The organism is Kitasatospora sp. NPDC051702 (assembly GCF_040681575.1).
Classification (GTDB): Bacteria; Actinomycetota; Actinomycetes; order Streptomycetales; family Streptomycetaceae; genus Kitasatospora.
Genome location: NZ_JBFAZB010000002.1, coordinates 126,621 through 150,326 on the forward strand (window position 1 = coordinate 126,621; position 23,706 = coordinate 150,326).

20 protein-coding genes are annotated in these 23,706 nt (G+C 75.3%); 11 read left to right on the forward strand and 9 right to left on the reverse strand.

Annotated elements, in window-relative coordinates; all coding sequences use genetic code 11:
- The first annotated feature begins 477 nt into the window (after window positions 1-477).
- Window positions 478-2,289: an amino acid transporter gene (locus AB0N04_RS02465; RefSeq protein ID WP_360217925.1), complete on the forward strand. Its 1,812-nt coding sequence runs from the start codon at window positions 478-480 to the stop codon at window positions 2,287-2,289.
- Between the two features lie 89 nt (window positions 2,290-2,378).
- On the opposite strand, the gene AB0N04_RS02470 is transcribed toward AB0N04_RS02465, so the two are convergent.
- Together AB0N04_RS02470 and AB0N04_RS02475 are read right to left on the reverse strand one after the other, a co-directional pair.
- A complete protein-coding gene (locus AB0N04_RS02470; RefSeq protein ID WP_360214924.1) occupies window positions 2,379-3,014 on the reverse strand; it encodes a transglycosylase family protein in 636 nt (211 codons plus the stop codon).
- 305 nt (window positions 3,015-3,319) lie between these two features.
- Window positions 3,320-3,760 (reverse strand): hypothetical protein, encoded by a 441-nt coding sequence (locus AB0N04_RS02475; protein WP_360214921.1) that lies wholly within the window; start codon window positions 3,758-3,760, stop codon window positions 3,320-3,322.
- A 578-nt stretch (window positions 3,761-4,338) separates the two neighbouring features.
- Here AB0N04_RS02475 and AB0N04_RS02480 point away from each other — a divergent pair.
- Entirely contained in the window at window positions 4,339-5,991 is a 1,653-nt protein-coding gene (locus AB0N04_RS02480) for a metallophosphoesterase family protein (RefSeq protein WP_360214918.1), read from the forward strand.
- 89 nt (window positions 5,992-6,080) lie between these two features.
- Here the strand turns inward: AB0N04_RS02480 and AB0N04_RS02485 are convergent, their stop codons facing one another.
- Window positions 6,081-6,674: a hypothetical protein gene (locus AB0N04_RS02485; protein WP_360214915.1), complete on the reverse strand. Its 594-nt coding sequence runs from the start codon at window positions 6,672-6,674 to the stop codon at window positions 6,081-6,083.
- Window positions 6,675-7,001: 327 nt separating this feature from the next.
- On the opposite strand from AB0N04_RS02485, the gene AB0N04_RS02490 reads away from it, so the two are divergent.
- Complete coding sequence (locus tag AB0N04_RS02490) at window positions 7,002-8,129, forward strand: NADH:flavin oxidoreductase (RefSeq protein ID WP_360214912.1); 1,128 nt, start codon at window positions 7,002-7,004, stop codon at window positions 8,127-8,129.
- Between the two features lie 137 nt (window positions 8,130-8,266).
- Here the strand turns inward: AB0N04_RS02490 and AB0N04_RS02495 are convergent, their stop codons facing one another.
- Entirely contained in the window at window positions 8,267-8,971 is a 705-nt protein-coding gene (locus tag AB0N04_RS02495; RefSeq protein ID WP_360214909.1) for a sirohydrochlorin chelatase, read from the reverse strand.
- The gene (locus AB0N04_RS02500) at window positions 8,971-10,092 is read right to left on the reverse strand and encodes a uroporphyrinogen-III synthase (RefSeq protein WP_363363057.1); all 1,122 of its coding nucleotides are present in this window, start codon (window positions 10,090-10,092) and stop codon (window positions 8,971-8,973) included. Before AB0N04_RS02500 ends, AB0N04_RS02495 begins: the two co-directional genes overlap by 1 nt.
- 191 nt (window positions 10,093-10,283) lie before the next feature.
- Here AB0N04_RS02500 and nirB point away from each other — a divergent pair, with 191 nt between their 5' ends.
- The 4 genes from nirB (at window position 10,284) to AB0N04_RS02520 (ending at window position 15,291) form a co-directional block, all read left to right on the forward strand.
- Window positions 10,284-12,893, forward strand: a complete 2,610-nt coding sequence (gene nirB, locus AB0N04_RS02505) for a nitrite reductase large subunit NirB (RefSeq protein WP_360214903.1) — start codon at window positions 10,284-10,286, stop codon at window positions 12,891-12,893.
- The gene (gene nirD, locus AB0N04_RS02510) at window positions 12,890-13,264 is read left to right on the forward strand and encodes a nitrite reductase small subunit NirD (RefSeq protein WP_360214900.1); all 375 of its coding nucleotides are present in this window, start codon (window positions 12,890-12,892) and stop codon (window positions 13,262-13,264) included. The genes nirB and nirD overlap by 4 nt, the downstream gene beginning before the upstream one ends.
- Window positions 13,261-14,592: an MFS transporter gene (locus tag AB0N04_RS02515; protein ID WP_360214897.1), complete on the forward strand. Its 1,332-nt coding sequence runs from the start codon at window positions 13,261-13,263 to the stop codon at window positions 14,590-14,592. Before nirD ends, AB0N04_RS02515 begins: the two co-directional genes overlap by 4 nt.
- Window positions 14,593-14,709: 117 nt before the next feature.
- Window positions 14,710-15,291, forward strand: coding sequence for a hypothetical protein (locus AB0N04_RS02520; protein ID WP_360214894.1), 582 nt, complete (start codon window positions 14,710-14,712; stop codon window positions 15,289-15,291).
- 110 nt (window positions 15,292-15,401) lie between these two features.
- Here the strand turns inward: AB0N04_RS02520 and AB0N04_RS02525 are convergent, their stop codons facing one another.
- Window positions 15,402-17,039: an amidohydrolase gene (locus tag AB0N04_RS02525; protein WP_360214891.1), complete on the reverse strand. Its 1,638-nt coding sequence runs from the start codon at window positions 17,037-17,039 to the stop codon at window positions 15,402-15,404.
- Between the two features lie 55 nt (window positions 17,040-17,094).
- Complete coding sequence (locus AB0N04_RS02530) at window positions 17,095-18,513, reverse strand: APC family permease (RefSeq protein ID WP_360214888.1); 1,419 nt, start codon at window positions 18,511-18,513, stop codon at window positions 17,095-17,097.
- A 280-nt stretch (window positions 18,514-18,793) separates the two neighbouring features.
- On the opposite strand from AB0N04_RS02530, the gene AB0N04_RS02535 reads away from it, so the two are divergent.
- Window positions 18,794-19,423, forward strand: a complete 630-nt coding sequence (locus tag AB0N04_RS02535; protein WP_360214885.1) for a hypothetical protein — start codon at window positions 18,794-18,796, stop codon at window positions 19,421-19,423.
- On the opposite strand, the gene AB0N04_RS02540 is transcribed toward AB0N04_RS02535, so the two are convergent.
- Window positions 19,411-19,875, reverse strand: a complete 465-nt coding sequence (locus AB0N04_RS02540) for a hypothetical protein (RefSeq protein ID WP_360214882.1) — start codon at window positions 19,873-19,875, stop codon at window positions 19,411-19,413. The genes AB0N04_RS02535 and AB0N04_RS02540 overlap by 13 nt on opposite strands.
- Before the next feature lie 470 nt (window positions 19,876-20,345).
- On the opposite strand from AB0N04_RS02540, the gene AB0N04_RS02545 reads away from it, so the two are divergent.
- The gene (locus AB0N04_RS02545; RefSeq protein WP_360214879.1) at window positions 20,346-21,155 is read left to right on the forward strand and encodes an FAD binding domain-containing protein; all 810 of its coding nucleotides are present in this window, start codon (window positions 20,346-20,348) and stop codon (window positions 21,153-21,155) included.
- 14 nt (window positions 21,156-21,169) lie between these two features.
- On the opposite strand, the gene AB0N04_RS02550 is transcribed toward AB0N04_RS02545, so the two are convergent.
- Complete coding sequence (locus AB0N04_RS02550; protein ID WP_360214876.1) at window positions 21,170-21,655, reverse strand: universal stress protein; 486 nt, start codon at window positions 21,653-21,655, stop codon at window positions 21,170-21,172.
- Between the two features lie 334 nt (window positions 21,656-21,989).
- On the opposite strand from AB0N04_RS02550, the gene AB0N04_RS02555 reads away from it, so the two are divergent.
- Window positions 21,990-22,181: a hypothetical protein gene (locus tag AB0N04_RS02555; protein ID WP_360214873.1), complete on the forward strand. Its 192-nt coding sequence runs from the start codon at window positions 21,990-21,992 to the stop codon at window positions 22,179-22,181.
- Between the two features lie 155 nt (window positions 22,182-22,336).
- A complete protein-coding gene (gene lysA, locus AB0N04_RS02560) occupies window positions 22,337-23,692 on the forward strand; it encodes a diaminopimelate decarboxylase (RefSeq protein ID WP_360214870.1) in 1,356 nt (451 codons plus the stop codon).
- The last annotated feature ends 14 nt before the right edge of the window (window positions 23,693-23,706 follow it).

The window sequence follows — 23,706 nt, forward strand, 5'->3', positions numbered from 1 at the left end:
CGGCGCCTGCTCGGCGGGGGCCCGCCCCGGCGCCCTTTCGCCCGGGTCCCGCTCTCGCCGTTCGCCCCCCCCGCAGGAGTCCCGCCGCGGTGCCGTGGGAGTCCCGCCCGGTGCCGGGCTCCGGCGGCACCCCCGCGCCCCCGCCGTGCCACCCGCCGCGACCTGCGGAGCAATGACGCTTTCTTAACGCGGGCCGATGACGATTCCTTGACGCCCGTCGCATAGCCTGGCGCACTGCCGTCGCCCGACGGCGCTTTTACGGGGTCTTTAAACAAGAGGTGCAAGGTGGCTTCGTCGGGGTCGACGGACACGGCGACGGCGGATCCGTCGTCGGCGCGAATACGGTTGCGCAACTGGCTGCTGGAGGACGTGTCCGCGGAGAAGCCCTCCGCCGCCGAGGCCGCCGAGGGCTCCGGGCACGGTGGGGCGGAGTCGGGGGACTCCGGCGCCCACAAGGGCGAGCGCTGGTGGCGGGTGATGTGCCTGACCGGCCTGGACTACTTCTCGACGCTCGGCTACCAGCCGGGCATCGCCGCCCTGGCCGCGGGTGTGCTGTCGCCGATCGCGACGATCGTGCTGGTGGTCGTCACCCTGCTGGGAGCGTTGCCGGTCTACCGCCGGGTCGCCCAGGAGAGCCCGCGCGGCGAGGGTTCGATCGCGATGCTGGAGCGGCTGCTCTCGTTCTGGAAGGGCAAGCTGTTCGTCCTCGCACTGCTGGGTTTCGCGGCGACGGACTTCCTGATCACCATCACGCTGTCGGCCGCCGACGCGAGCGCGCACCTGGTGGAGAACCCGCACCTGACCGGCGTCCTGGGCGGCAAGCAGGTGCTGATCACGCTGGTCCTGGTCGCGATGCTCGGAGCGGTCTTCCTCAAGGGCTTCGGCGAGGCGATCGGCCTGGCCGTCGTCCTGGTCGGGATCTACCTGGTGCTCAACGTGGTCGTGGTGGCCGTCGGCCTCTGGAAGGTCGTCGAGGCCCCGCACGTCGTCACCGACTGGACCGACGCGCTGACCGCCCAGCACGGCAACCCGGTCCTCATGGTCGGCGTCGCGCTGGTGGTGTTCCCGAAGCTCGCGCTGGGCCTGTCCGGCTTCGAGACCGGTGTCGCCGTGATGCCGCACATCGAGGGCGACCCGGACGACACCGAGGAGAAGCCCACCGGCCGGATCCGCGGCACCCGCAAGCTGCTCACCACCGCCGCCGTGATCATGAGCTGCTTCCTGATCGCCACCAGCTTCATCACCACGCTGCTGATCCCGGCCGACCAGTTCAAGCCGGGCGGCGACGCCAACGGCCGCGCGCTGGCCTACCTGGCGCACCAATACCTCGGCGGGGCCTTCGGCAGCGTCTACGACCTCTCCACCATCGCCATCCTCTGGTTCGCCGGCGCCTCCGCGATGGCCGGCATGCTCAACCTGCTGCCCCGCTACCTGCCGCGCTACGGCATGGCGCCGCACTGGGCGCGCGCGGTGCGGCCGATGGTGATCGTGCTGACCCTGATCGGCTTCCTGGTCACCTGGATCTTCCACGCCGACGTGGACGCCCAGGGCGGCGCCTACGCGACCGGTGTGCTGGTGCTGATCAGCTCGGCCGCGATCGCGGTCACCATCGCCGCGTACAAGGCGCGCCAGCGCGGCTGGACCACCGCCTTCGCGATCATCGCGGTGATCTTCCTCTACACCACGGTGCTGAACGTGACCGAGCGCCCCGACGGTCTGAAGATCGGCGCCTGCTTCATCGCCGGCATCATCCTGGTCTCGCTGCTGTCCAGGCTCCGGCGGGCCTTCGAGCTGCGGGTCACCGACGTGGCCCTGGACGAGGTGGCGGAACGCTTCGTCAGGGACTACGCGCACCGCCCGCTGCGGCTGATCGCCAACGAGCCCACCCACCGCGACGTCGCCGAGTACCGCGACAAGATCCGCCAGATCCGCGCCGACAACGACATCCCCGGTGAGGACGACCTGGTCTTCGTCGAGGTCACCGTCCGGGACGCCTCCGACTTCGAGGCCGCGCTGACCGTGCGCGGCGAGGTGCTGCACGGCCGCTACCGGGTGCTGACGCTGGAGAGCTCCAGCATCCCCAACGCGATCGCCGCCCTCGCCCTCACCGTCCGCGACCGCACCGGCCAGCAGCCGCACCTCTACTTCGAGTGGACCGAGGGCAACCCCTTCGCCCAGTTCCTGCGGTTCTTCCTGTTCGGTCAGGGCGAGGTCGCGCCCGTCACCCGTGAGGTCCTGCGCGAGGCCGAGCCGGACCGCTCCCGCCGCCCCCGCGTCCACGTCGGGTAGGGCGCCCGTCCGGCCCCTGCACCCGCGGCAACGCCGTCGGCCCGCCCGGTCCACAGCGGACCGGGCGGGCCGACGGCGTTCACGGCTCCCTAGGAGGGCAGGCGCAGCAGGAGTCCGGGCTGGATGAGGTCCGGGTCCCCGCCGACGGCGGCGCGGTTGAGCGCGTAGAGGGCGGGCCAGCCGCCGGGCACGCGCAGGGCGTCGGCGAGGTCGGCCAGGGTGTCGTCCTCGCGGACCGTCCAGGTGCCGGCCCCGGCGGTCGGGGTGGTGGTCGGGGCGGTGGCCGGGGCCGCGGCGGCCGGTGCGGCCGGCAGGGGGAGGGCCTCGTCGTGCGCGCGCCCGTGGTCGCGGGTGGCGCGGGCGCCGCACACCGGCCAGGGCGAGAGGCCGCGCTTCGCGGCGAGGTGCTGGGCCACCGCGATCTGCTCCTCGCGGCTGGCGAGGTCGGCGCGCGGGGCGTAGGCGAGGCCGCCGTACTCCCGCCAGGTGGGGGCGTCGAACTGGAGGCCGCCGAAGTAGCCGTTGCCGGTGTTGACGTGCCAGTCGCCGCTGCTCTCGCAGGCCGCCACGCTCTCCCAGTCGTACCTGCCGCCGTGCCTCCCGCCGGGGTCGGATCCGGTGGCGCGGCCCGGTGGCGCGGCCTGGGCCGTGGGGGCGGCGACGGCGACGGCGACGGCGCACAGGGCGGCGGGGAGGAGACGTCGGAGACACGCGGTGGCAGGCATGGGCGGCTCTCAGGTTCGGGAACAGGGCCTGCACCGCCCGGAGGCGGCGCACTCCCAACCGACGCACGCCGAGTGGGGCGGGCCGCCGCCGACACGTCCGGCAGGTCACCCGCCCGGCCGCGCCGGACCACCCCGCCGGCCCGCGGCCATCCGGCCGTACCGGCCGTTCGGGATCCGCGCGGGATCCGTTCGGGATCCGGGCGGGAACGGCGCGGCGGACGGAGCGGGGAGGGGCCTGGCGAGCCTCCCGGAGGACCGGCGCCCCGAGCCCGGGCCGGCACCCCGGCCCGGGCCGTTCCGCGGGGTCAGGCCTTGATGGTGAGCCAGGCGCCCAGGCCGTTGCAGCCGCCGGCGTCGTAGCTGGTGCTGCGGTAGCCCGCCGGGATCGGCGAGTAGGGGCAGGTCCAGACGCCGTTGCGGACCAGCTCCTGGAACCAGGCGCCGACGCCGCTGCACCCCTGGGGGTTGTAGTTGGTCAGCACGTAGCCGGAGACGATCGGGGAGCCCGAACAGGTCCAGAGGCGGTTCTGCGCGGGCTGCTGGTACCACGAGCCGTGGTTGTTGCAGCCGCTCGCGTTGTACATGGTGATCACGTAGCCGGCCGGGACGGGCGCCCCGGAGCAGCTCCAGCCGCCGGCCGCGGAGGCGGTGCCGGCCGTCGTGCCGGTGAGGGCGGCCGCCAGCACGGCGACCACCGCGGCGGCCCTTCCGAAGCGGGTCATCAGTCGGCGCAGGATCCTGGTCACGGCGACACCGTTCCGATCGTCGTCAGCCGGCCGTCGGGACGGCGCGGGGAGGGAGGAGCAGAGGAGGGCGGGGCTGCGCCGCACCCTAGCGGCGGACGATCGGTCGGCGGCAGGTCCGGACCGAAAGATCGCCGAAGCTGACCGGAAACGATCCGTCAGCCCCGGGCGGGTGGGCACGAGCACCCGCAGTGGCGGGCGGCGGACGTGGAGTAGGGGGTACGGCCGACGTCTTGTCGCAGCTCGGGGCATCTGGCAGGCTCGGCCGCGACGCCGCGAAGGGTGCCGCCGGGGCACTCCTTACCGAGGGGCCGAGAGGCGGTTGGGCGACAGCCGCACGCGTGGTGCACGACCGGCACCCTGCAAGACCCCCTGGACCCCGGCGCCAGCTTCCACCTCCCCTGTGGGGTGCCAGGGCGCGGGCCCGTGCCGGGGGCCCGTGGCCCGGTGCGGCCGCGGTCCGGGCGGGACCGCGGCCGAGCGTTCAACTGCCGTTCGCCGGCCGCACCGTCCGAAGTGGCGCGCCGGTTCCCGTCCGGCTGGGACTCTCCTGGGCGTTTCCCCGAGCCCAGGAGGCGGCAGTGGCACACCCTTCGGAGCACCCCACGTACCCGGCGCACCCGGCGCACCCCGCGCCCCCGGCACGCCCCTCGCGCCGGACGGTCCTGCGCACCGGTACGGCGGCCGGCGCCCTCGCCGCGCTGCCCGCGTCCACCCTGCTGTGGACCCGGCCGGCGATCGCCGGCACCCCCGGCCCCGAACAGATCCACCTGCAGTGGGGCGAGGAGCCCTCCCGCGAGATGACGGTCTCCTGGGCGACCGCCGGCAGCGTGCGCCGGCCCCGGGTCCGGATCGGCACCCCGCGCGGCGGCGCCGGCCACAGCGTCGACGCCGAGACGCGGACCTACGTGGACGGGCTCAACAAGGTCGAGACCTACACCCACCACGCCCGTCTGGACGGCCTGCGGCCCGACACCACCTACGTCTACGAGGTGCTGCACGACGGCTCCGACCCGGTGCGCGGCACCTTCCGCACCGCCCCCGCCCGCGGCCGGGCCGCCTTCCGCTTCACCAGCTTCGGGGACCTGGGCACCGGCGACGGCGTGTTCAAGAAGTCCTCGATCCACGGCGCCGCGGCCGTCCGCCAGGTGGAGCGGTTCGCGCCGCTGTTCCACCTCCTCAACGGCGACCTCGCCTACGCCAACAACAACACGGACCTCCAGCCGCAGTGCTGGAACGCGTTCATGAACAACCTGTCCACCTCCGCCGCGAACCGCCCGTGGATGCCCGCGCCCGGCAACCACGAGGTCGAGGCCGGCGGCGGGGACCTCGGCTACGCCTCCTACCTGACCCGCTTCGAGCTCCCCGACAACGGCACCCGCGACCACTGCGGCACCTGGTACAGCTTCCAGATCGGCGCGGTGCTCTTCGTCAGCCTCGACGGCAACGAGATCGCGGTCGAGGACGACGCCAGCATCGACCCGGCCACCGGGCTGTCCATCTACATCAGCGGCTACAGCGAGGGCGCCCAACTCCGCTGGCTGGAGCGGGTCCTGGCACGCGCCCGGCGCGGCCGCGAGGTGGACTGGATCGTCGTCAACCTGCACCAGTTCGCGATGTCCTCCTCGGCCGCCAGCCACGGCGGCGACATGGGCATCCGCGAGCACCTGCTGCCGGTGCTCGACCGCTACTCCGTCGACCTCGTGCTGGCCGGTCACGACCACGACTACGAGCGCACCCACCCGGTCCGCGGCACCGAGCCCGGCGGCCTGCTCACCCCGGCCGTCGCCGACGACGACACGCGCCTGATCGACACCTCCAAGGGCACCGTCCACCTGATCCTCGGCGGGGGCGGCACCGCCGGGCACGACGACGTCTACCTGCCCACCGACCCCGACGGCGTGCGGCAGGCCTCGGTCCGCACCCAGCGCCTCACCTTCAAGGCCGACCCGGACGCGAAGGAGAAGGCGCACTGGTCCGCGGTCATCGACCCGGACACCGCCTTCCCCCACGGCGTCGCGGTGTTCGACGTCGACCCGGGCACCCTGCCGGGCGGCCGGACCACCATCACCGTCAGCTACTACCACTCGGCGCCCGCGACCGTCGCCGACCCGTTCCCCGTGCCGGTGCTCTTCGACCGCTTCACCCTCCGGCGCGACCGCAGCGACGGCCGGCACCGCCACGACGAGGACGGCGCCACCGACGCACGGGCGGAGGCGGCCGCCGGCCGTTAGGGCGTGTCCGACCCGGGGTGTCACGCCGAGGGCGGGAGCGGGACGTCGGACCGGCCGACCTCCCGCTCCCGCCCTTCGGCGCGCGGTGGTCAGCCGAGCAGGAGGAACTTGGTGGAGGTGGCGCCCCGGTAGGTGCTGCAGTCGTAGTTCTGGGTGGTCTGGCTGTACGTGAAGCCGCTGGGGACGTCACAGGCCCAGAGGCCGCTGACCGGCTTGCGGAGGTGGAAGGCGTTCGACTGGACGCCCTGGGTGAGGCTGCAGGCGGTGCCCCAGGTGAGGTAGTCGTAGGTGAACTCCGGCGTGCCCATGCAGGCGGTGAGACCGTCGTAGGGCTTGCGCAGGTGGTACTGGTTGGACGTCACGCCGGAGATCTGGCTGCAGGCACTGCCCCAGGTGATGGCGTCGTAGACGAAGCCGGGCGCGCTCTTGCAGGCCGTCAGGCCGTCGACGGGGGTCCGCAGGTGGAACTGCGGCGAGTTCCAGCTGCCGCCGCCGCTGCAGGAGCGGTTCATCGACACCTGGTCGTAGACGTACCCGGCCGGGACGTCGCAGGCCCAGGCGCCGTCGAGGCTGCTGGTGGTGGCCTGCGCCGGGGTGGCGGCGACCGCGCCGGAGAGCAGCAGGACGAGGGCCGCCAGTGCGGCGAGCACCAGACGGACGGGGCGGGTGTGTGCGGCGGGCATGTCTCTCCCAGGGTCGAGGCCGGACGAGGGGGTGGCACGGGAACGACGGGGCGTGCGGTACCGGGCGGGCAACGGGAGTTGCGGCCCGCCGACGGTTCTAGCGCGGCGTGCTCACGGCCGCCTCGGGCGCCGGTCGAGGCGGGTGGCGCCGCCCGGCAGCGCGCCGCGGTGCCGTGACGCCTGACGGGCGGCGGCGGCCCGCGGGGGAGTGCCGCGGATCACACCGCGGATCGCCCGGTGCGCGAAATGCGCCGGACGCCGTGGCGGTTGGAACCGCACGTATTCCATGCACGTGCACATAACGTCCGCTACCCGCGAGGAACACCCATGACCGTCACCGCGTCCGCCGCCTCCCGCGCGGCCGAGATCCTCTCCCGTCCGGTCACCCTGAACGGCCTGACCGTCCCCAACCGCATCGTGATGGCGCCGATGACGCGCATGTTCTCCCCGGGCGGCGTCCCCGGCGCGGACGTGGAGTCGTACTACGCCCGCCGTGCGGCCGCGGGCGTGGGCCTGATCGTCACCGAGGGCACCTACGTCGGCCACGAGTCCGCCGGGCAGAGCGACCGGGTGCCCCGGTTCCACGGCGAGGAGCAGCTGGCGGGGTGGGCGAAGGTCGCCGAGTCCGTGCACGCGGCGGGCGGCACGATCGTGCCGCAGCTGTGGCACATCGGCATGGTGCGCAACCAGGGAGAGCCGCCCTACGCCGACGCCCCCGCCGTCGGCCCCTCCGGCCTGCGCCTCGACGGCACCGAGGGCGCCGGCCGGGCGATGACCCGGAGCGACCTGGACGAGGTCGTCGGCGCCTTCGCCGAGTCCGCCGCGGCGGCCGAGCGGATCGGCTTCGACGGCGTCGAGCTGCACGGCGCCCACGGCTACCTCGTCGACCAGTTCCTGTGGGCGGGGACGAACCGCCGCACCGACGCCTACGGCGGGGACCCGGTGGCCCGCACGAAGTTCGCGGCGGAGATCGTGGCCGCGGTCCGGGAGCGGGTCTCGGCCGACTTCCCGGTGATCTTCCGCTACTCGCAGTGGAAGCAGGAGGCGTACGACGCGCGGCTCGCCGAGACCCCGGAGGAGCTGGAGTCGATCCTGGCCCCGCTCGCCGCGGCCGGCGTCGACGCCTTCCACGCCTCGACCCGCCGCTACTGGGTGCCGGAGTTCGAGGGCTCGGACCTCAACCTGGCGGGCTGGACCAGGAAGCTCACCGGCCGGCCCACGATCACCGTCGGCTCCGTCGGCCTCGACGGCGACTTCATCCACGCGTTCGCCGGCGAGGGCGCGCCGGTCCAGGGCCTCGACAACCTGCTGGACCGCATGGAGCGCGACGAGTTCGACCTGGTCGCGGTCGGCCGTGCGCTGCTCCAGGACCCGGAGTGGGCGGCGAAGGTCCTCGGCGACCGGTTCTCCGAGCTGAAGCCGTACGACGCGGCGGCGGTGCGGACGCTCAGCTGACGCCGGTCGTCAGCCCGGCCCCGGCCCCGGCCCCCCGGCCCGTCGCGCGCAGCAGCGCGGCGGGCCGTCGCACGCTCCGGTGGCGGCCCGGGCCCGGGCCGTGGTGCGTCGCCCGGGCGGGCGGACGGCCAGGCCGCTCAGGCCGCCGGGCGCAGCGCCGCCGCCTCCCGGGCCTCGTCGTAGCGGTGCAGCACGAGGCGGGCGACGGCCGGGTGGGCGGACAGCGGAGCGCTGGTCCAGGTCGCGGCGGTGGTGGCGGCGCGGCGGGCGAAGAAGCCGGGGGCGAGCAGGTAGCTGGCGAGCGCGGTGCGGGGGTGACCGGCCTCCCGGAGGGCGGCGACGGCCCGGTGCGGGGTGGGCTCGGCGGCGGAGAGGTGGGCGGGGGTGACGGTGCCGCCGAGGCGGGCGGCGAGCAACCGGGCCATCCGGGCGGTGTCGGCGAGGGCGGTCGGGTCGGTGGAGCCGGCGCCGGCGAGGACCACCGGGGCGCCGGGCGGGGCGCCGGCCTCGGCGAGGCGGTCGGCGAGGGCGTCGGCGAGCAGCGGGTGGGGGCCGAGCGCGGGGGCGAGGTGGGAGAGCGGCAGACGGGCGCCGGCCAGGGCCGCGGGCAGGTCGACCCGCACGTGGTGGCCGGTGCCGAGGAGGAGCGGGACGAGGATCGGCCGCGCACCGGAGAGCCGGGCGAGGGCGTCGCCGAGCGAGGGGCGGGCGAGGTCCAGGAAGCAGCAGCGGACGGTCAGTCCGGGCCGGAGGGCGCGGACCAGCCGGAGCAGGGACCGGGTCGAGGCGGCGGCCACCGGGTCCCGGCTGCCGTGGGCGACGGCGAGCAGGACGGGCGGCATCAGCCCGCCGCCAGGCGGTAGCCGCGCTTGGGGACGGTGCGGATCAGGGCGGCGTGCGGCCCGAGCGCGGCCCGCAGCCGGCCGACGGCGGCCTCCACGGCGTGCTCGTCGGCGGTGGCGTCCGGCCAGGCGGCGCGCAGCAGCTCGGCGCGGCTGAGGACGCGGCCGGGCCGTTCGGCGAGGGCGCGCAGGACGGCGGCGCCGCGCGGGCTGAGCCAGTGGCTCTCGCCGTCGACCAGGGCGGCGTTTCCCTGCAGCGTCAGGACCGTTCCGGACAGGGCGAGTTCGCGCCTGCCGCGGTTGGGCAGGGTGTCGGCCAGCAGCCGGACCAGCGAGCCGAGCCGGCCGCGTTCGGGGTGGACGGCGGGCAGGCCGAGGTCGGTGAGCGGCCGGGCGCACAGGGCGCCGACGCAGACCGGCAGGACGTCGGTGCGCAGGGCGTCGACCAGTGCCTCGTACAGGCCCTCGGTCTCCGCGGTGGCCAGCAGGGCGGTGATGGCGGGGGCGCTGGTGAAGGTGAGCGCGTGCACCTGCCGGCGGACGGTCTGGTCGAGCAGGCGCCGCACCGCGCCCGGGTCCTCGGGCTGCGCCCACCGGTAGACCGGGACGGAGATGACCTCGGCGCCGCGTTCGCGCAGCGCGGCGGCGAAGGAGTCCAGGCGCACGCCGTGCTCCTGGACGGCGATCCGGCGCCCGGCGAGCGGGCGGGCGAGCAGCCAGGTGAGCAGTTCGTCGGTGGCCTCGGTGCCGGGGGAGTAGCCCTCGTCGAGCCCGCTGGCGCGCACCGCGCCGGTGGCCTTGGGGCCACGGCTGAGCACGATCGCGCCCCGGCAGGCCAGGGCGAGCTCCGCGCCCCGGCCCCAGCCCTCCGCGGCGCTCATCCAGCCGCGCCAGCCGACGCCGGTGGTGGCGACGACGTAGTCGAGCGGGCCGGCCAGGCAGCGGTCGGTGGCCGCGCGCAGGGCGAGGTCGTCCGCGAGGGGGAGGATGCGCAGCACCGGGGCCTCGACCACCTGGGCGCCGCGCCGGCTGAGCAGGGCGCTGAGCTCCTCGCGGCGGCGCGCCGCGGTGACCCCGACGGTGAAGCCGGTGAGCGGTCCTGGCTGGGTGAGGGTTGCCATGCCGGGAAGCGTGCGGTGCGCGTGTTACGGGGGCGTTGCCCGGCCGTCACCCACAGGTAAGCGAAACCAGGGCTCCGGTTACGGCGGATGTCCGGGAGCGCACCCGGTGGCCCGGGCGCCGTGAGCGAGGCGTACCGCGCCCGCAACACCCGTGACCCGGACCGGAAACAGCGGGCGGTCAGATTTCCGGCATGACGACAAGCACCCACGACCGGATCCGGGACCTCGTCCTCGTCGGCCACGGCATGGTCGGCCAGCGCTTCCTGGAAGCCTGGACGGAGCAGCCCGCGGCACGCGGCTGGCGGGTCACGGTGCTCGCCGAGGAGCCCCGGCCCGCCTACGACCGGGTCCACCTCAGCTCGCTGTTCGACGGCAGCACCCCCGAGGACCTCTCGCTCTGCCCGGACGGCTTCGTCGCCGAGCACGGCGTCGACCTGCGCCTGGGCGACCCGGTCACCGCGATCGACCGGACGGCACGGACCGTCACCACCCGCTCCGGCGCGACCGTCCGCTACGACGCGCTGGTACTGGCCACCGGATCCGTGCCGTTCGTGCCACCGGTGCCCGGCAAGGACGCCCCGGGCTGCCACGTCTACCGCACCGTCGAGGACGTGGCCGCGATCCGGGAGGACGCGGCCACGGCCGGCACCGGCGTGGTGGTCGGCGGCGGGCTGCTCGGACTGGAGGCGGCCGGAGCCCTGCGGGCCGGCGGACTGGCCACCCACGTGGTCGAGTTCGCGCCCCGTCTGATGGCCGTGCAGGTCGACGACGGCGGCGGCGCGGTGCTGCGCCGCAAGATCGAGGACCTCGGCGTGACGGTCCACACCGGCGCCGGCGCGAGCGCCGTGCTGACCGGCCCGGACGGGCGGGTGCGCGGCCTGGCCCTCTCCGACGGGCGGGAACTCGCCGCCGGGCTGGTGGTGTTCTCGGCCGGGGTGCGCGCCCGTGACCAGCTGGCCCGCGACTGCGGCCTGCCGGTCGGCGAGCGCGGCGGCGTCGTCGTCGACGCGCACTGCCGCACCGCCGACCCGGCCGTCCTCGCCGTCGGCGAGTGCGCCCAGGCCGCCGACGGCCGGGTGTACGGCCTGGTCGCCCCCGGCTACCAGATGGCCGAGACCGCGGCCCGCACCCTGGCGGAGCTCGACGGCGAGGGCGCCGGGCGGCTCGGCGAGGGCTTCACCGGCGCCGACACCTCCACCAAGCTGAAGCTGCTCGGCGTCGACGTGGCCAGCTTCGGCGACCCGCACGGCAGCGCCGAGGGCGCGCTCGACGTGCTGTACAGCGACAGCCGCAGCGGGGTCTACCGCAAGCTCGTCATCGGCGCGGACGGCGCGCTGCTCGGCGGCGTCCTGGTCGGCGACACCGACGCCTACGGCACCCTGCGCCCGCTCGCGGTGGCCGGCAAGCCGCTCACCGTCGCCCCCGAACAGCTCGTGCTGCCGGCCGGGTTCGGCGCCGCGGGCCCGGTGGCGCTGCCCGACGACGCGGTGCTCTGCTCCTGCCACAACGTCACCCAGGGCGCCGTCCGCGCGGCCGTCCGCGAGCAGGGCTGCGACGGCGTCGCCGCGGTCAAGAAGTGCACCCGGGCCGGCACCGGCTGCGGCAGCTGCCTCAAGCAGCTCGGCACCGTCGTCACCGAGGAGCTGGAGGCCGCAGGCGTCAGCACCGCCAAGGGGCTCTGTGAGCACTTCGCCCACACCCGCGCCGAGTTGTACGAGATCGCCAGGGTCACCGGCGCCACGACCTTCTCGGAGCTGCGCGACCGCCACGGCTCCGGTGAGGGCTGCGAGGTCTGCAAGCCCACCGTCGCCTCGATCCTGGCCAGCCTCGGCAACGGCCACATCCTGGACGGCGAGCAGGGCGCCCTGCAGGACTCCAACGACCACTTCCTGGCCAACCTCCAGCGCAACGGCTCCTACTCGGTGGTGCCCCGGGTGCCCGGCGGCGAGATCACCCCCGAGGGCCTGATCGTGATCGGCGAGATCGCCCGGGACTTCGGCCTCTACACCAAGATCACCGGCGGACAGCGGATCGACCTCTTCGGCGCCACCGTGGACCAGCTCCCGGTCATCTGGAGCAGGCTGGTCGACGCCGGCTTCGAGTCGGGCCACGCCTACGGCAAGGCGCTGCGCACCGTGAAGTCCTGCGTCGGCGAGACCTGGTGCCGCTACGGGGTGCAGGACTCCACCGCCCTCGCCATCGAACTGGAGCTCCGCTACCGGGGGTTGCGTTCCCCGCACAAGCTCAAGTCCGCCGTCTCCGGCTGTGCCCGGGAGTGCGCCGAGGCCCAGAGCAAGGACTTCGGCGTCATCGCCACCTCGGCCGGCTGGAACCTCTACGTCGGCGGCAACGGCGGCATGACCCCGCGGCACGCCGACCTGCTCGCCGCGGACCTCGACCGCGAGACCCTCATCCGCACCATCGACCGCTACCTGATGTTCTACATCCGCACCGCCGACCGGCTGGAACGCACCTCGGTCTGGCTGGAGCGACTGGAGGGCGGCCTCGACCACCTGCGGGCCGTCGTCCTCGACGACTCGCTCGGCATCGCCGCCGAGCTGGACGACCTGATGGCCCGTCATGTCGGCGCCTACCAGGACGAATGGGCGCAGACCCTCGCCGATCCCGACCGGATGCGTCGCTTCTCCTCCTTCGTCAACGCCCCGGGCACCCCCGACCCCGCGGTGACCTTCGTCCCCGAACGCGGCCAGATCCGCCCCGCCCGCCCCGGCGAGGCCGGACAGACCCTCACCGCCCCGGTCCTGATCGCCGGGGCCCGACTGGAGGTGGTCACCCCGTGACCGTACAGATCCACGACGGTACCGCCTGGCGGACCGCCTGCGCCCTGGAGGACCTGCAACCCGGCCGCGGAGTGGCCGTGTTGCTCCCCGCCGCAGGACAGATCGCGCTGTTCCGCGACGCCGCCGGCACGCTGTACGCCGTCGACAACCTCGACCCGTTCAGCGGTGCGCAGGTGCTCTCCCGCGGTCTGCTCGGCAGCCGCGGCGACCGGCCGACCCTCATCTCGCCGATGTACAAGCAGGTCTACGATCTCACCGACGGCCGCTGCCTGGACGAGGACACCGCCCCCGACGGCGCTCCCGCCGTCCTGCGCCGCTGGCCGGTACGGATCGCCCCGGACGGACTCGCCCCGGAAGGAGAGGCGGCATGACCACCGTCGCCGACGTCAGACAGCCCGCAGCGCTCAGCGGTTGGGATCCGGAGGACGAGGAGTTCTGGGCCCGTGCCGGGGCCCGGATCGCCCGGCGCAACCTGGTCTTCTCCGTCCTCTCCGAGCACATCGGCTTCTCGGTGTGGAGCCTGTGGTCGGTCCTCGTGCTGTTCCTCGGGCCCGAGTACCACATCGACACCGCGGGCAAGTTCACCCTCACCGCGCTGCCGACCGCGCTCGGCGCCCTGCTGCGGCTGCCCTACGCCTTCGCCGTCGCCCGCTTCGGCGGGCGCAACTGGACGGTGGTCAGCGCACTGCTGCTGCTCGTCCCCGCCGCGCTCGCCGCCCTGGTGCTGGAACCCGGGGTCTCCTACGGGACGCTGCTCGCGGTGGCCTGCGTGGCCGGCGTCGGCGGCGGCAACTTCGCCTCCTCGATGGCCAACATCAACGCCTTCTACCCGCACCGGCTCAAGGGCTGGGCGCTCGGCGTCAACGCCGGCGGCGGCAACCTCGGCGTCCCGGCCGTCCAACTGCTCGGCCTCCTCGTGCTGGCCACCGCCGGCGCCGCCCACCCGCGGCTGCTGCCGCTGATCTACCTGCCGCTGATCGTGCTCGCCGCGGCCGGGGCGTGGTGGCGGATGGACAACCTCGCCGTCTCCCCGGCGGGGGAGGGCCGGGCGCTGCGCGAGGTCGCCCGCGACCCGTACGGCTGGGCCGTCTCCACCCTCTACATCGGCACCTTCGGCTCCTTCATCGGCTTCGGCTTCGCCTTCGGGCAGGTGCTCCAGGTGCAGTTCCACGCGCGCTTCGACACCCCGGTCAAGGCCGCCGCGCTCACCTTCCTCGGGCCGCTGCTGGGTTCGCTGCTGCGCCCGGTCGGCGGGCGGCTCGCGGACCGCTTCGGCGGCGCCCGGGTCACCCTCGCCACCTTCGCGGCCATGGGCGCCGGGACGGCCGTGGTGATCACCGCCTCCCGGGCCGGCTCGCTGCCGCTGTTCCTCGGCGGGTTCATCGCCCTGTTCGTGCTCAGCGGCATCGGCAACGGCTCGACGTACAAGATGATCCCCGCCCACTACCAGGCCCTCGCGCGGGCGGCGGTCGCGGCCGGGGCCGACCCGGCGGCCGCCGAGGCCGACTCCCGGCGCCGCGCCGGCGCGCTGATCGGCCTCGCGGGCGCGGTGGGGGCCTTCGGGGGCGTCCTGGTGAACCTGGCGTTCCGGCAGTCCTTCCTGGCCAGCCACAACGGGGACGCCGCCTACCTGGGCTTCCTCGCGGCGTACCTGGGATGCTCGGTGCTCACCTGGGCGGTGTGGCTGCGCCGGCGCTGAGGTCCGTGGCCCGCCCCGGGGCCGCTGGGCCGTCCGTGCGACGACCGGACGGCTCGGCGCGCGGGCCGACGGCCGGGAGGCTAGCGTCGGCCGCAACACGTCCTCGGATCCGGGAGGTTGGCAGTGCAGCGGTGGCTCGTCCTGACGGTTCTCACCACGGCCCTCACCGGCCTCACGGCGCCGGCCCTGGCCGCCGACCCCGATCCCGGCTCCGACCCGGCCGCCGCGGCGCCCGTCACGGTGCCGGTCGCCGATCCCTCGGCGCCGACCGACCCGGGGCCGACGGACCCGGCACCGACCGACCCGGTGCCGGTCACGGACCCGGTGCCGCCCGCCACGGCGGTCACCATCGGCGACGTCCTGATCGACCCGAAGATCCCCGGCCGGGTCCGCTTCAACGTCGGCTACCTCTGCGGGGTCGCCGGCGGGGCCCGCTCGCTGACCGTCTCGGTGGAGCAGAAGGACCCGGAGGACTCCTCCTCGATCGCCTTCGGCTCCAGTCGGACGGCCGAGGCCGACGTCGTCTGCGACGGGACGCCGCAGCAGCGGCAGCTGATCGTCCAGTCCAAGACGGTCAACTGGATCCCGGGCGCACCCGCGACGGTGATCGCCACGGTCGCCGACATCGGCTCCACGCCGCCGGCCTCCGCCGACGCGCGCGCGGTGAACCTCGCCGTCGCCCCGGCGCCGGCCTCCTGACCCCGCCGGACCGCCCCGGCCGCCACCCGACGTGCGGGTGGCGGCCGGCGGCGTGCCCGGGGTGCGGCCGGAGGCGGGAGCGGCGGGCGAGAAGCGGCCGGGGCGGCTCGTCAGTCCGCCGCGTGGACCAACTCCCCGCCCACGTAGGTGCGCAGGACCCGGGCGTCGGCGATCTCCGCGGCCGGGGCGGTGAGGATGTCCCGGTCGAGGACCACCAGGTCGGCGAGCCGCCCGGCCGCTAGGACGCCCGCGTCGTCGTGGCCGTTCACGTGCGCAGACCCGGCCGTGTAGGCGGCGATCGCGGAGGCCAGGTCGAGGCGCTGCTCGGGCAGGAAGACCCGGCCGTCGGAGGCCCCCGGCTCCATCCGGTTGACGGCCACGTGCAGGCCGGCCAGCGGGTCCGGGCTGCTCACCGGCCAGTCGCTGCCCGCGGCCAGGGTCGCCCCCGCGCGTTGCAGCGCGCCGAACGGGTACTGCCAGGCGGCGCGCTCCGGGCCGAGGAACGGGATCGTCAGTTCGTCCATCTGCGGCTCGTGGGCGGCCCACAGCGGCTGGATGTTGGCGATCGCGCCGAGCCGCGCGAAGCGGTCGACGTCCTGCGGGTGGACCACCTGCAGATGGGCGAGGTGGTGCCGGGTGTCCCGCCACCCGTTGGCCGCGCGGGCGGCCTCGACCGCGTCCAGCGCCTCGCGCACCGCCCGGTCGCCGAGGGCGTGGAAGTGCACCTGGAAGCCGAGGGCGTCCAGCTCGGTGACGTGGCCGCGCAGGGCGAGCGGATCCACGAAGCTGAGGCCGGAGTTGGCGGTGGCGCAGCCGCAGCCGTCCAGGTACGGGCTGGTCATCGCGGCGGTGAAGTTCTCCGCGATGCCGTCCTGCATGATCTTCACCGAGCCGGCCCGGAACCGGCCGTGGCTCAGTTCGCTGCGGCGGGCCACGAGTTCGGGGATCTGCTCGGATCCCCGTTCGCGGTCCCACCAGAGCGCCCCGGTGACCCGGGCGGTGAGCGTGCCGGCCCGGGCGGCGGCCAGGTAGGCGTCGGACGGGTCGGGCTGCCCGTTGAACTCGCCGAGCAGCGCGTCCTGCCAGCCGGTGATGCCCAGCGAGTGCAGCAGCCGCTGCGCGCGCAGCAGCCCGGCGAGCCGGTCGGCGGCGGTGGACGGCGGGACCAGCCTGGCGACGAGCGCGGTGGCGCCTTCCTGCAGGGTGCCGCCCGGGGTGCCGTCGGCCTCGCGCTCGATCCGCCCGTCCGCCGGGTCGGGGGTGTCCCGGGTGACGCCGGCGAGCTCCAGGGCGCGGGTGTTCGCCCAGGCGCCGTGGTGGTCGCGGTTGGTGAGGTACACCGGGCGGTCCGGGACGACCGAGTCCAGCAGCCGGCGGCTCGGCAGGCCGCCGTCGAAGCTCTCCATCGACCAGCCGCTGCCGGTGATCCAGGCCTGCTCCGGGTTGGCCTCGGCGTAGGCGCGGATCCGCTCCAGGTAGTCGGCGACGCCGACGGTGCCGGTGAGGTCGCAGCCGGCCAGCTCGGAGCCGCCGTAGACCGCGTGGACGTGCGCGTCCTGGAAGCCCGGCAGCAGCAGCCGGCCGGTGAGGTCCACGACCTCCGTGCCCGGCCCGATCAGCTGCCGGACCTCGTCGTGGCCGACGGCGGTGATCCGCTGTCCGGTCACGGCCAGGCTGGTCGCCCGGGTGCGGGCGGCGTCACCGGTGTGGATCGGGCCGTGGGTGAAGACCAGATCGGCATCGGTCATGGGTGGTGCTCCGTTCTCGGGGGATCAGGGTGGGGCGTCCGGCGGCCGCCGGGCGTCAGCCCGCGTCGCGCAGGAAGTACGGCGAGCGGCGCCGCCAGCGGGCCCAGGCCGCGGCCGGCAGCCCGGTGACGACCATCAACGCCGTCACCGTCAGCTCGAACCACCCGTTGTCGGCGGCCAGTTCGAAGTGGTCGGCGGAGTCGTAGAACGACCAGGCGAGGTAGCCGCCGACGGCGAGCAGCGCCGCGGCGCCCAGCAGCGGACCGACCACCGCCCGCAGCGCCTCGCCCACGCCGGCCCGCAGCAGGTGGCGGAAGCGGACGGCCGCGGCCACGGCGGTCAGCGCGTAGTAGAGGGCGACGACGATGCCGATCGCGTTGACGGCGGCGGATATCAGGTCGTTGACGGTCGGGATGACCAGTGAGGCCACGGCCAGCAGCGCGGCGACGCCGGTGATCAGCAGGGTGCCGACGGCGGGGGTGGCGTGCCGCGGGTGCAGCCGGGTCCAGACCGGGCCGAGGACGCCGTCGCGGCCCATCGCGTACATCCCGCGGGCGGTGGGGATCACCGAGGACTGCAGCGAGGCGACGGCGGAGAACATCAGGGCGATCAGGGGCAGCGCGGCGAGCGGCTGGCGGGCCAGCGCGGCGCCGAAGTACGTCAGCCCGTGCGCGCCGTTGTCGGCCAACTCGCCCAGTGGGAGGACCCGTTGGAAGGCCGTTCCGGCGAGCAGGAACAGCAGCATCATCACCACCAGGGCGACCATGCCGCCGCGCGAGGCGTCCCGGGGGTCGCGCACCTCCTCGCCGACGCTGAACACCGACTCGAAGCCCCAGTAGCAGAACACCGCGAGCACCATGCCCTGGGCGAGCGCGTCGAAGGACGGGATGTCGAACGGGTTGAACCACTGCAGCGAGAACGGCTGGTCGCCGGCGAACAGCCCGTACCCGCAGAAGCCGATCAGCACCACGTACTCGAAGACCAGCAGCGCCTTCTGCAGCCGGGCGGCGAGGTCCAGCCCGCGCACGGCCACCAGCGCCGCCCCGACCAGCACGACCAGGCCGAGCAGCGTGCACTGCACGGTGGAGTCCGCGTCCAGCCGCAGCCCGGCGACGCTGCGCAGGTGCGCCTCGTCGAGCAGCTGGATGACGGCGGAGCCGGTGACGGTCGTGGTGTACGCCATGAAGACGATCGTGCCGACGGTGTTCACCCAGCCGGTCAGGAATCCGAGCCAGGGGCTGAGCGTGCGGCCCACCCAGCGGTAGCTGCTCCCGGCGTCCGGGTCGACGGCGTTCAGCCGCCCGTAGCCGCCGGCGATGGCCAGCACCGGCAGGAAGGCCAGCAGCATGATCGCCGGCAGGTGCAGACCGACCACGCCGGCCATCAGCCCGAGGCCGATGCCGATGCTGCTGGTGGCCGCCGTACTGGAGGCGGCGATCGCCGCCCCGTCCAGCAGCCCGATGGACTTGCGCATCTCGACACGGCTCGCGTCCGCTCTCGGACCGGCACTCTCGTCGTTCACCGTCGATGCCAACGGATCACCGCCTTGGTCGTGGGGGGTGTGCGGGGGGTGCGGTCATGAAACCGGTGCCGCGCAAACACGTCAATGCCGTTGTCATAAGAACCCCCGGCCCGGGTGCCGGGCCCGATTCCGGGCGCCGGGCGCCGGGGTGGGCGGGTGAGCAGGGCTGCTGTCGGGCGCCAGCTTGTTCTACAGTGCTGTAGAACAAGCTGGAGAGGGAACGGGGACGCGCATGGACAGGCCGCTTCGACTGCCGCAGCAGGACCGGGCCGACTTCGAGACGGTGCTGGGCCGGGTGCTCGCCGGGCCGCAGGTGCGGGCGGCCCTGCGGGCGGCGGGCGGCGAGGCGGGCGGGGTCGAGCGGCTGCGGCGCAGCGCCCGGGAGAACGCGGAGTTCGTCCTGGCGGCCGCGGCCCCGGAGTACGAGCGGTACGCGGCGCTGCGCGCGGACGCCGATGCGGTGGCGCGGCTCCCGGTGGACGGCCCGGAGCGGGGGCGGGTCGCCGGGTGGTGGGGGGTGCTGGCGGTGATCGTGCCGGTGGTGGCCGGGGCGGCCGCCGGGGTCCTGTTGCTGCTCGGGTACGTCCTGGGGCTCGACGAGGACGTGGAGGTGCTGGGGCACGCCCTGGTGGGCGCCGGGTGGGTCGCGGCCGGGGTGGCGGCGGTGGCGCTGGCGGTGGGCGGGTTCGGGCTGCTGGGGGCGGCCTCGCGCTCCGGTGCGGGCGAGGCCGGCCAGGAGCCCGCCGCCGTGGGCGAGTTGGCCTCGGCGCGGGACGCCTGGCGGGCCGCGCTGGCCGAACGCGGACTGGTGCCGTTCCTGCTCGCGCAGGTGAACGCGGGGGCGCCCGGTCAGCGGCGCTGACCGGGCCCGCGGCCCCGGGCGGTGTCGACCAGCAGGTGGGCGGCGTCCAGCGGGACGGCGAGCCGGCGGGCGATCCAGGGGGCGCTGCGGCCGGTCCGGGCGAGCATCCAGGCCGAGTACAGCTGGCCCAGCTGGGGCGCGTGCGGGCAGAGCAGGAGGGGCCGGACGGCGTCCATCGGGAAGTCGTGCAGCGCCTCGGCGCTGTACTCGCGGCCGTTGGGGCCGGGCGGCGGGAGCGGGAGCGGCCGGCGGGCGTCGAGCCAGCGGCCGAACAGGACGGCGCCGACGGCGAGCAGGCCGGAGCCGGAGGCGCCGATCAGGATGGCGTGGATGACGGGGCGGTCCTCCTCCTCGGCGAGGCCGAGGGCGAGCTCCTCGGCGACGAGCAGGGCGAGGACGGTGAGCAGGACCGCGGCCTCGCCGGGGCGCGGGTAGGGCCGGGACGTCGTCATGGGGTGCCTCATTCCGCGGCTGTGCGGACCGGGGTGGGGTGAGGGCGGCCGTGGGCGGCGTGGCGGAGCCCGCGGGGCCCTGGTTGTGACGTGGCGTCAGGCTGGTTGCGCGGAGGGCCGGTTCACCGTCTGGGAGAGGCGGACTCGGGGCTTCCGGAGCGGGGTCGGCGGTGCCGGCGGCCCGGACTGCTGGTGTCCATGCGTCTCGCCTCCTTCCGGTCGGGCGCGCCGCGCGGGCGCGTTCGTCGACGGGGCGGGTGCTTCCTCCCAGGCTCCGGACAGCATAGCCCGGCCCGTCGGCGAACTTCGACACGGCTGTCGAAGTTCGAGCCCGGTCGGACCGGCCCGCTGGACGATCGACCAGGTCGCGACGGGCGCGACTGGTGCGGGTGCCCACTCGTGCCGGCGGGCCGGCCCGGCTTCAATCGGCCTACCGAAGGAAATCGACCGGCCGGGGACGGTGCAGCGACATGGATCTGAACACGGTGGCGGAGGTGCGTGACGCCCGCCGCGGCGGCACCTGGCGGCCCGGCGACGCCTGGCTCGGCGGCGGCACCTACCTGTTCTCCGAGTCGCAGCCGCACATCCGCCGGCTGATCGACCTCGGCCGGACGGGCTGGGAGCCGCTCGCCCCCACCCCCGAGGGCGGCCTGGAGATCGCCGCGACCTGCACGATCGCCCAACTGTCCCGCTTCGCCGAGACGCTGGACCGGCCGGCCGCGCCGCTGTTCGAGCAGTGCTGCCGGGCGTTCCTCGCCTCCTGGAAGATCTGGAACATGGCCACCGTCGGCGGCAACCTCTGCAACGGGCTGCCCGCCGGGCCGATGATCTCGCTGACCGCCGCCCTGGACGGGCGCTGCCTGCTGCGGGCCCCGTCCGGTGAGCAACGCAGCGTCCCGGTGGCCGAGTTCGTCACCGGAGCCGGCGTCAAGGACCTGCGGCCGGGCGAGCTGCTGCGCTCGATCACGCTGCCCGCCCGCGCACTGGAGAGCCGGACGGCGTTCCGGCAGGCCTCGCTCTACGGGCTGGGGCGGTCCGGCGCCCTGCTGATCGGCACCGTCGACCCGGTGGACGGCTCGCTGACCATCACCGTGACCGCCTCCACCGTGCGCCCGATCCGGCTCTGGTTCCCGCCCCGGCCCAACGCCGCGGCCGTCGAGGAGGCCGTCCGGGACGGCATCCGGGCGGAGGAGTACTTCGACGACATCCACGGGCTGCCCGCCTGGCGGCGCCACATGACCTTCCGCTTCGCGGAGCAGATCCGCGCCGAACTGGCCTAGGGCGTGCTCGGGTGTCAGCGGGCCGGCAGCGGGAGCGGCGCGCCGTTGCGGGCCGGGAGCTCGAGCCGGGTCAGCAGCGCGGACGGCGCCACCTCGACGACCCGGCAGCCCGCGCGGTGCCGGCAGTACCGGGCCACCGAGCCGTGCCGCAGGCGCTCCAGGCGGCGGCGGGTGGCGGCGCCGAGGACGAGCAGGTCGTCCGCCCCGGTGACGGCGCCGACCAGCGCGGGCCCCGGCTCGGCGTCGACCACCAGCGGGTGGACGACCACCCCGGACGGGTAGCCGCCGTAGGCCTGCTCGAAGGCCACGTCCAGCCGCCGCCGCGCGGCGTGCTCCAGCTCGTCGCGCCCCCGGAGGTCGCCCCGCTCGCCCGCCGTCCACGCGGCGACGGGCACCAGCAGCGCCCGCGCGCGGGCCGCCTCCCCGACGGCGTGGTAGAGGGCGGCCAGGCTGCTCAGTGACCCGTTCAGGCCGACGATCACTCGGGTGGTCCCGGTCATGGCCGTTCGCCTCCGTCTGTCCGGTGCCGCACTCCCCGTTTCGGATGACTCCAGTGAACCCCGGAACCCGCCCGTCCGTACCGCTGTTGACACCACCATGACGCCCGCCGCACACCTCCTGACGGACTGCTGACGCCGGGGCCCGCACACGCCCGGGCGGCCCGCGGCACGGGCCGGTGCCGGTCCGTCCCGTCCCGACCCGGCCGGTGTCAGGGCGGCGTCAAGGTCGGCGGCCGGGGCGTAGGCCCTGCGTCAAGGACGGGTGCGGCCGGTGCGCGGAGGGTCTCCACTGGAGGAGCCCGGCCGCACGGCCGCCATCCGAAGGGACCGCACCATGACCACCGCGACCACCACCGCCGACACCGACGCGCCGCTGGGGCGCCCCGTCCGCCTGCTGCCCGTCACCGGCCGCCGGGACCGGCCCGAGCCGCCCGAGCCGTCCCCCGCGCCGGGCGTCGGGCCGGAGGGCGGCCACGACCGCACCCGGCCGGCGCACTGCCGGTTCGCCATGCACGTCGAGGACTGACCGGCACCGTCGAGGACCGACCGGCACCGTCCGCGCCAGGCGGGACCAGGCGGGGCCAGGTGGGACCGACCAGCACCGTCGACGCCCGTCGAGGACAGCCCCGAGCACCGACCCGACCGCGCGCCACCGGCACCACACCCACAGGAGCAGCCGTCATGACCCAGCTCAGCACCCCGGCCGTCCCCACCCCCGCCCCCGCGACGGCCGCCGAGGCCCTCGGCGGCCCCTGGCCGGCCTCGGCGCGGTCCGGCCCGGGCGGCGAGGTGCTGGTCGGCGGAGTCGGACTGGCCGAGGCCGCCGAGCGGTTCGGCACCCCGCTGTACGTGCTGGACGAGGCCGAGGTCCGTTCCCGGGCCCGGGCCTACCGCCGGGCGCTGCCGCACGCCGAGGTGCTGTACGCGGCGAAGGCCTTCCTGTGCAGCGCGATGGCCGACTGGGTCGCCGAGGAGGGCCTGGGCCTCGACGTCTGCTCCTCCGGCGAGCTCTGGCTGGCCGCCTCGGCCGGCTTCCCCCCGCAGCGGATCCTGCTGCACGGCAACGCCAAGTCGCCGGAGGAGCTGCGGCTGGCACGGCGGCTGAGGGTCGGCCGGATCGTCATCGACGGACCGGCGGAGATCGCCCGGCTGGCGGCGCTGGTCGCCGCCGACGCCCCGCAGCGCGTGCTGGTCCGGGTGGTGCCCGGGATCGCGGCCGGGCACCACCCGGCGGTGCGGACGGGCGTCGGCGGGCAGAAGTTCGGCTTCCCGGTGGACGGCGGCGACGCGGCCGGGGCGATCGCCCGGGTCCTGGACCAGCCCGGGCTCGAACTGGTCGGCCTGCACTGTCACCTGGGCTCGCAGATCACCGCGGTGGAGCCCTACCTGGAGGCGGTGGACGCCCTGGTGCGGCTGCTCGCCGAGGTACGGGAGCGGCACGGCGTCGTCCTGCCCGAGCTGGACCTCGGCGGCGGCCACGGCATCCGCTACCTGCCCGGGGACGCGGAACTGGACGTCGCGGACTTCGCCGCCCGGGTGACGGAGCGGCTGGCGCTGCGCTGCGCCGGGGCCGGCCTGGCGGTGCCGCGCCTGGTCGTCGAGCCGGGCCGGGCACTGGTCGGGCCGGCCGCGGTGGCGGTCTACCGGGTGCTGTCGGTGAAGCACACGGCGGACGGCCGCAGCTTCGCGGCGGTGGACGGCGGCATGAGCGACAACCCGCGCCCGGCGCTGTACGGATCGCCGTACAGCGTGCGGCTGGTGGGGCGGCGGTCGACGGCCGGGGAGGTCCGGGTGGACGTGGTGGGCCGGCACTGCGAGGCCGGCGACGTGCTGGTGCGGGACGCCGTCCTGCCCGCCGACCTGCGGCCGGGGGACCTGCTGGCGGCGCCCGCGGCGGGCGCGTACCAGCTGTCCATGGCCTCCGGCTACAACCTGGTGGGCCGTCCGGCGGTGGCGGCGGTGAAGGACGGCCGGGCGCGGCTGCTGATCCGCCGCGAGACCGTGGAGGACTTCCGCGCCCGGGAGGTCGGCCGCTGATCCGCGGCCACAGC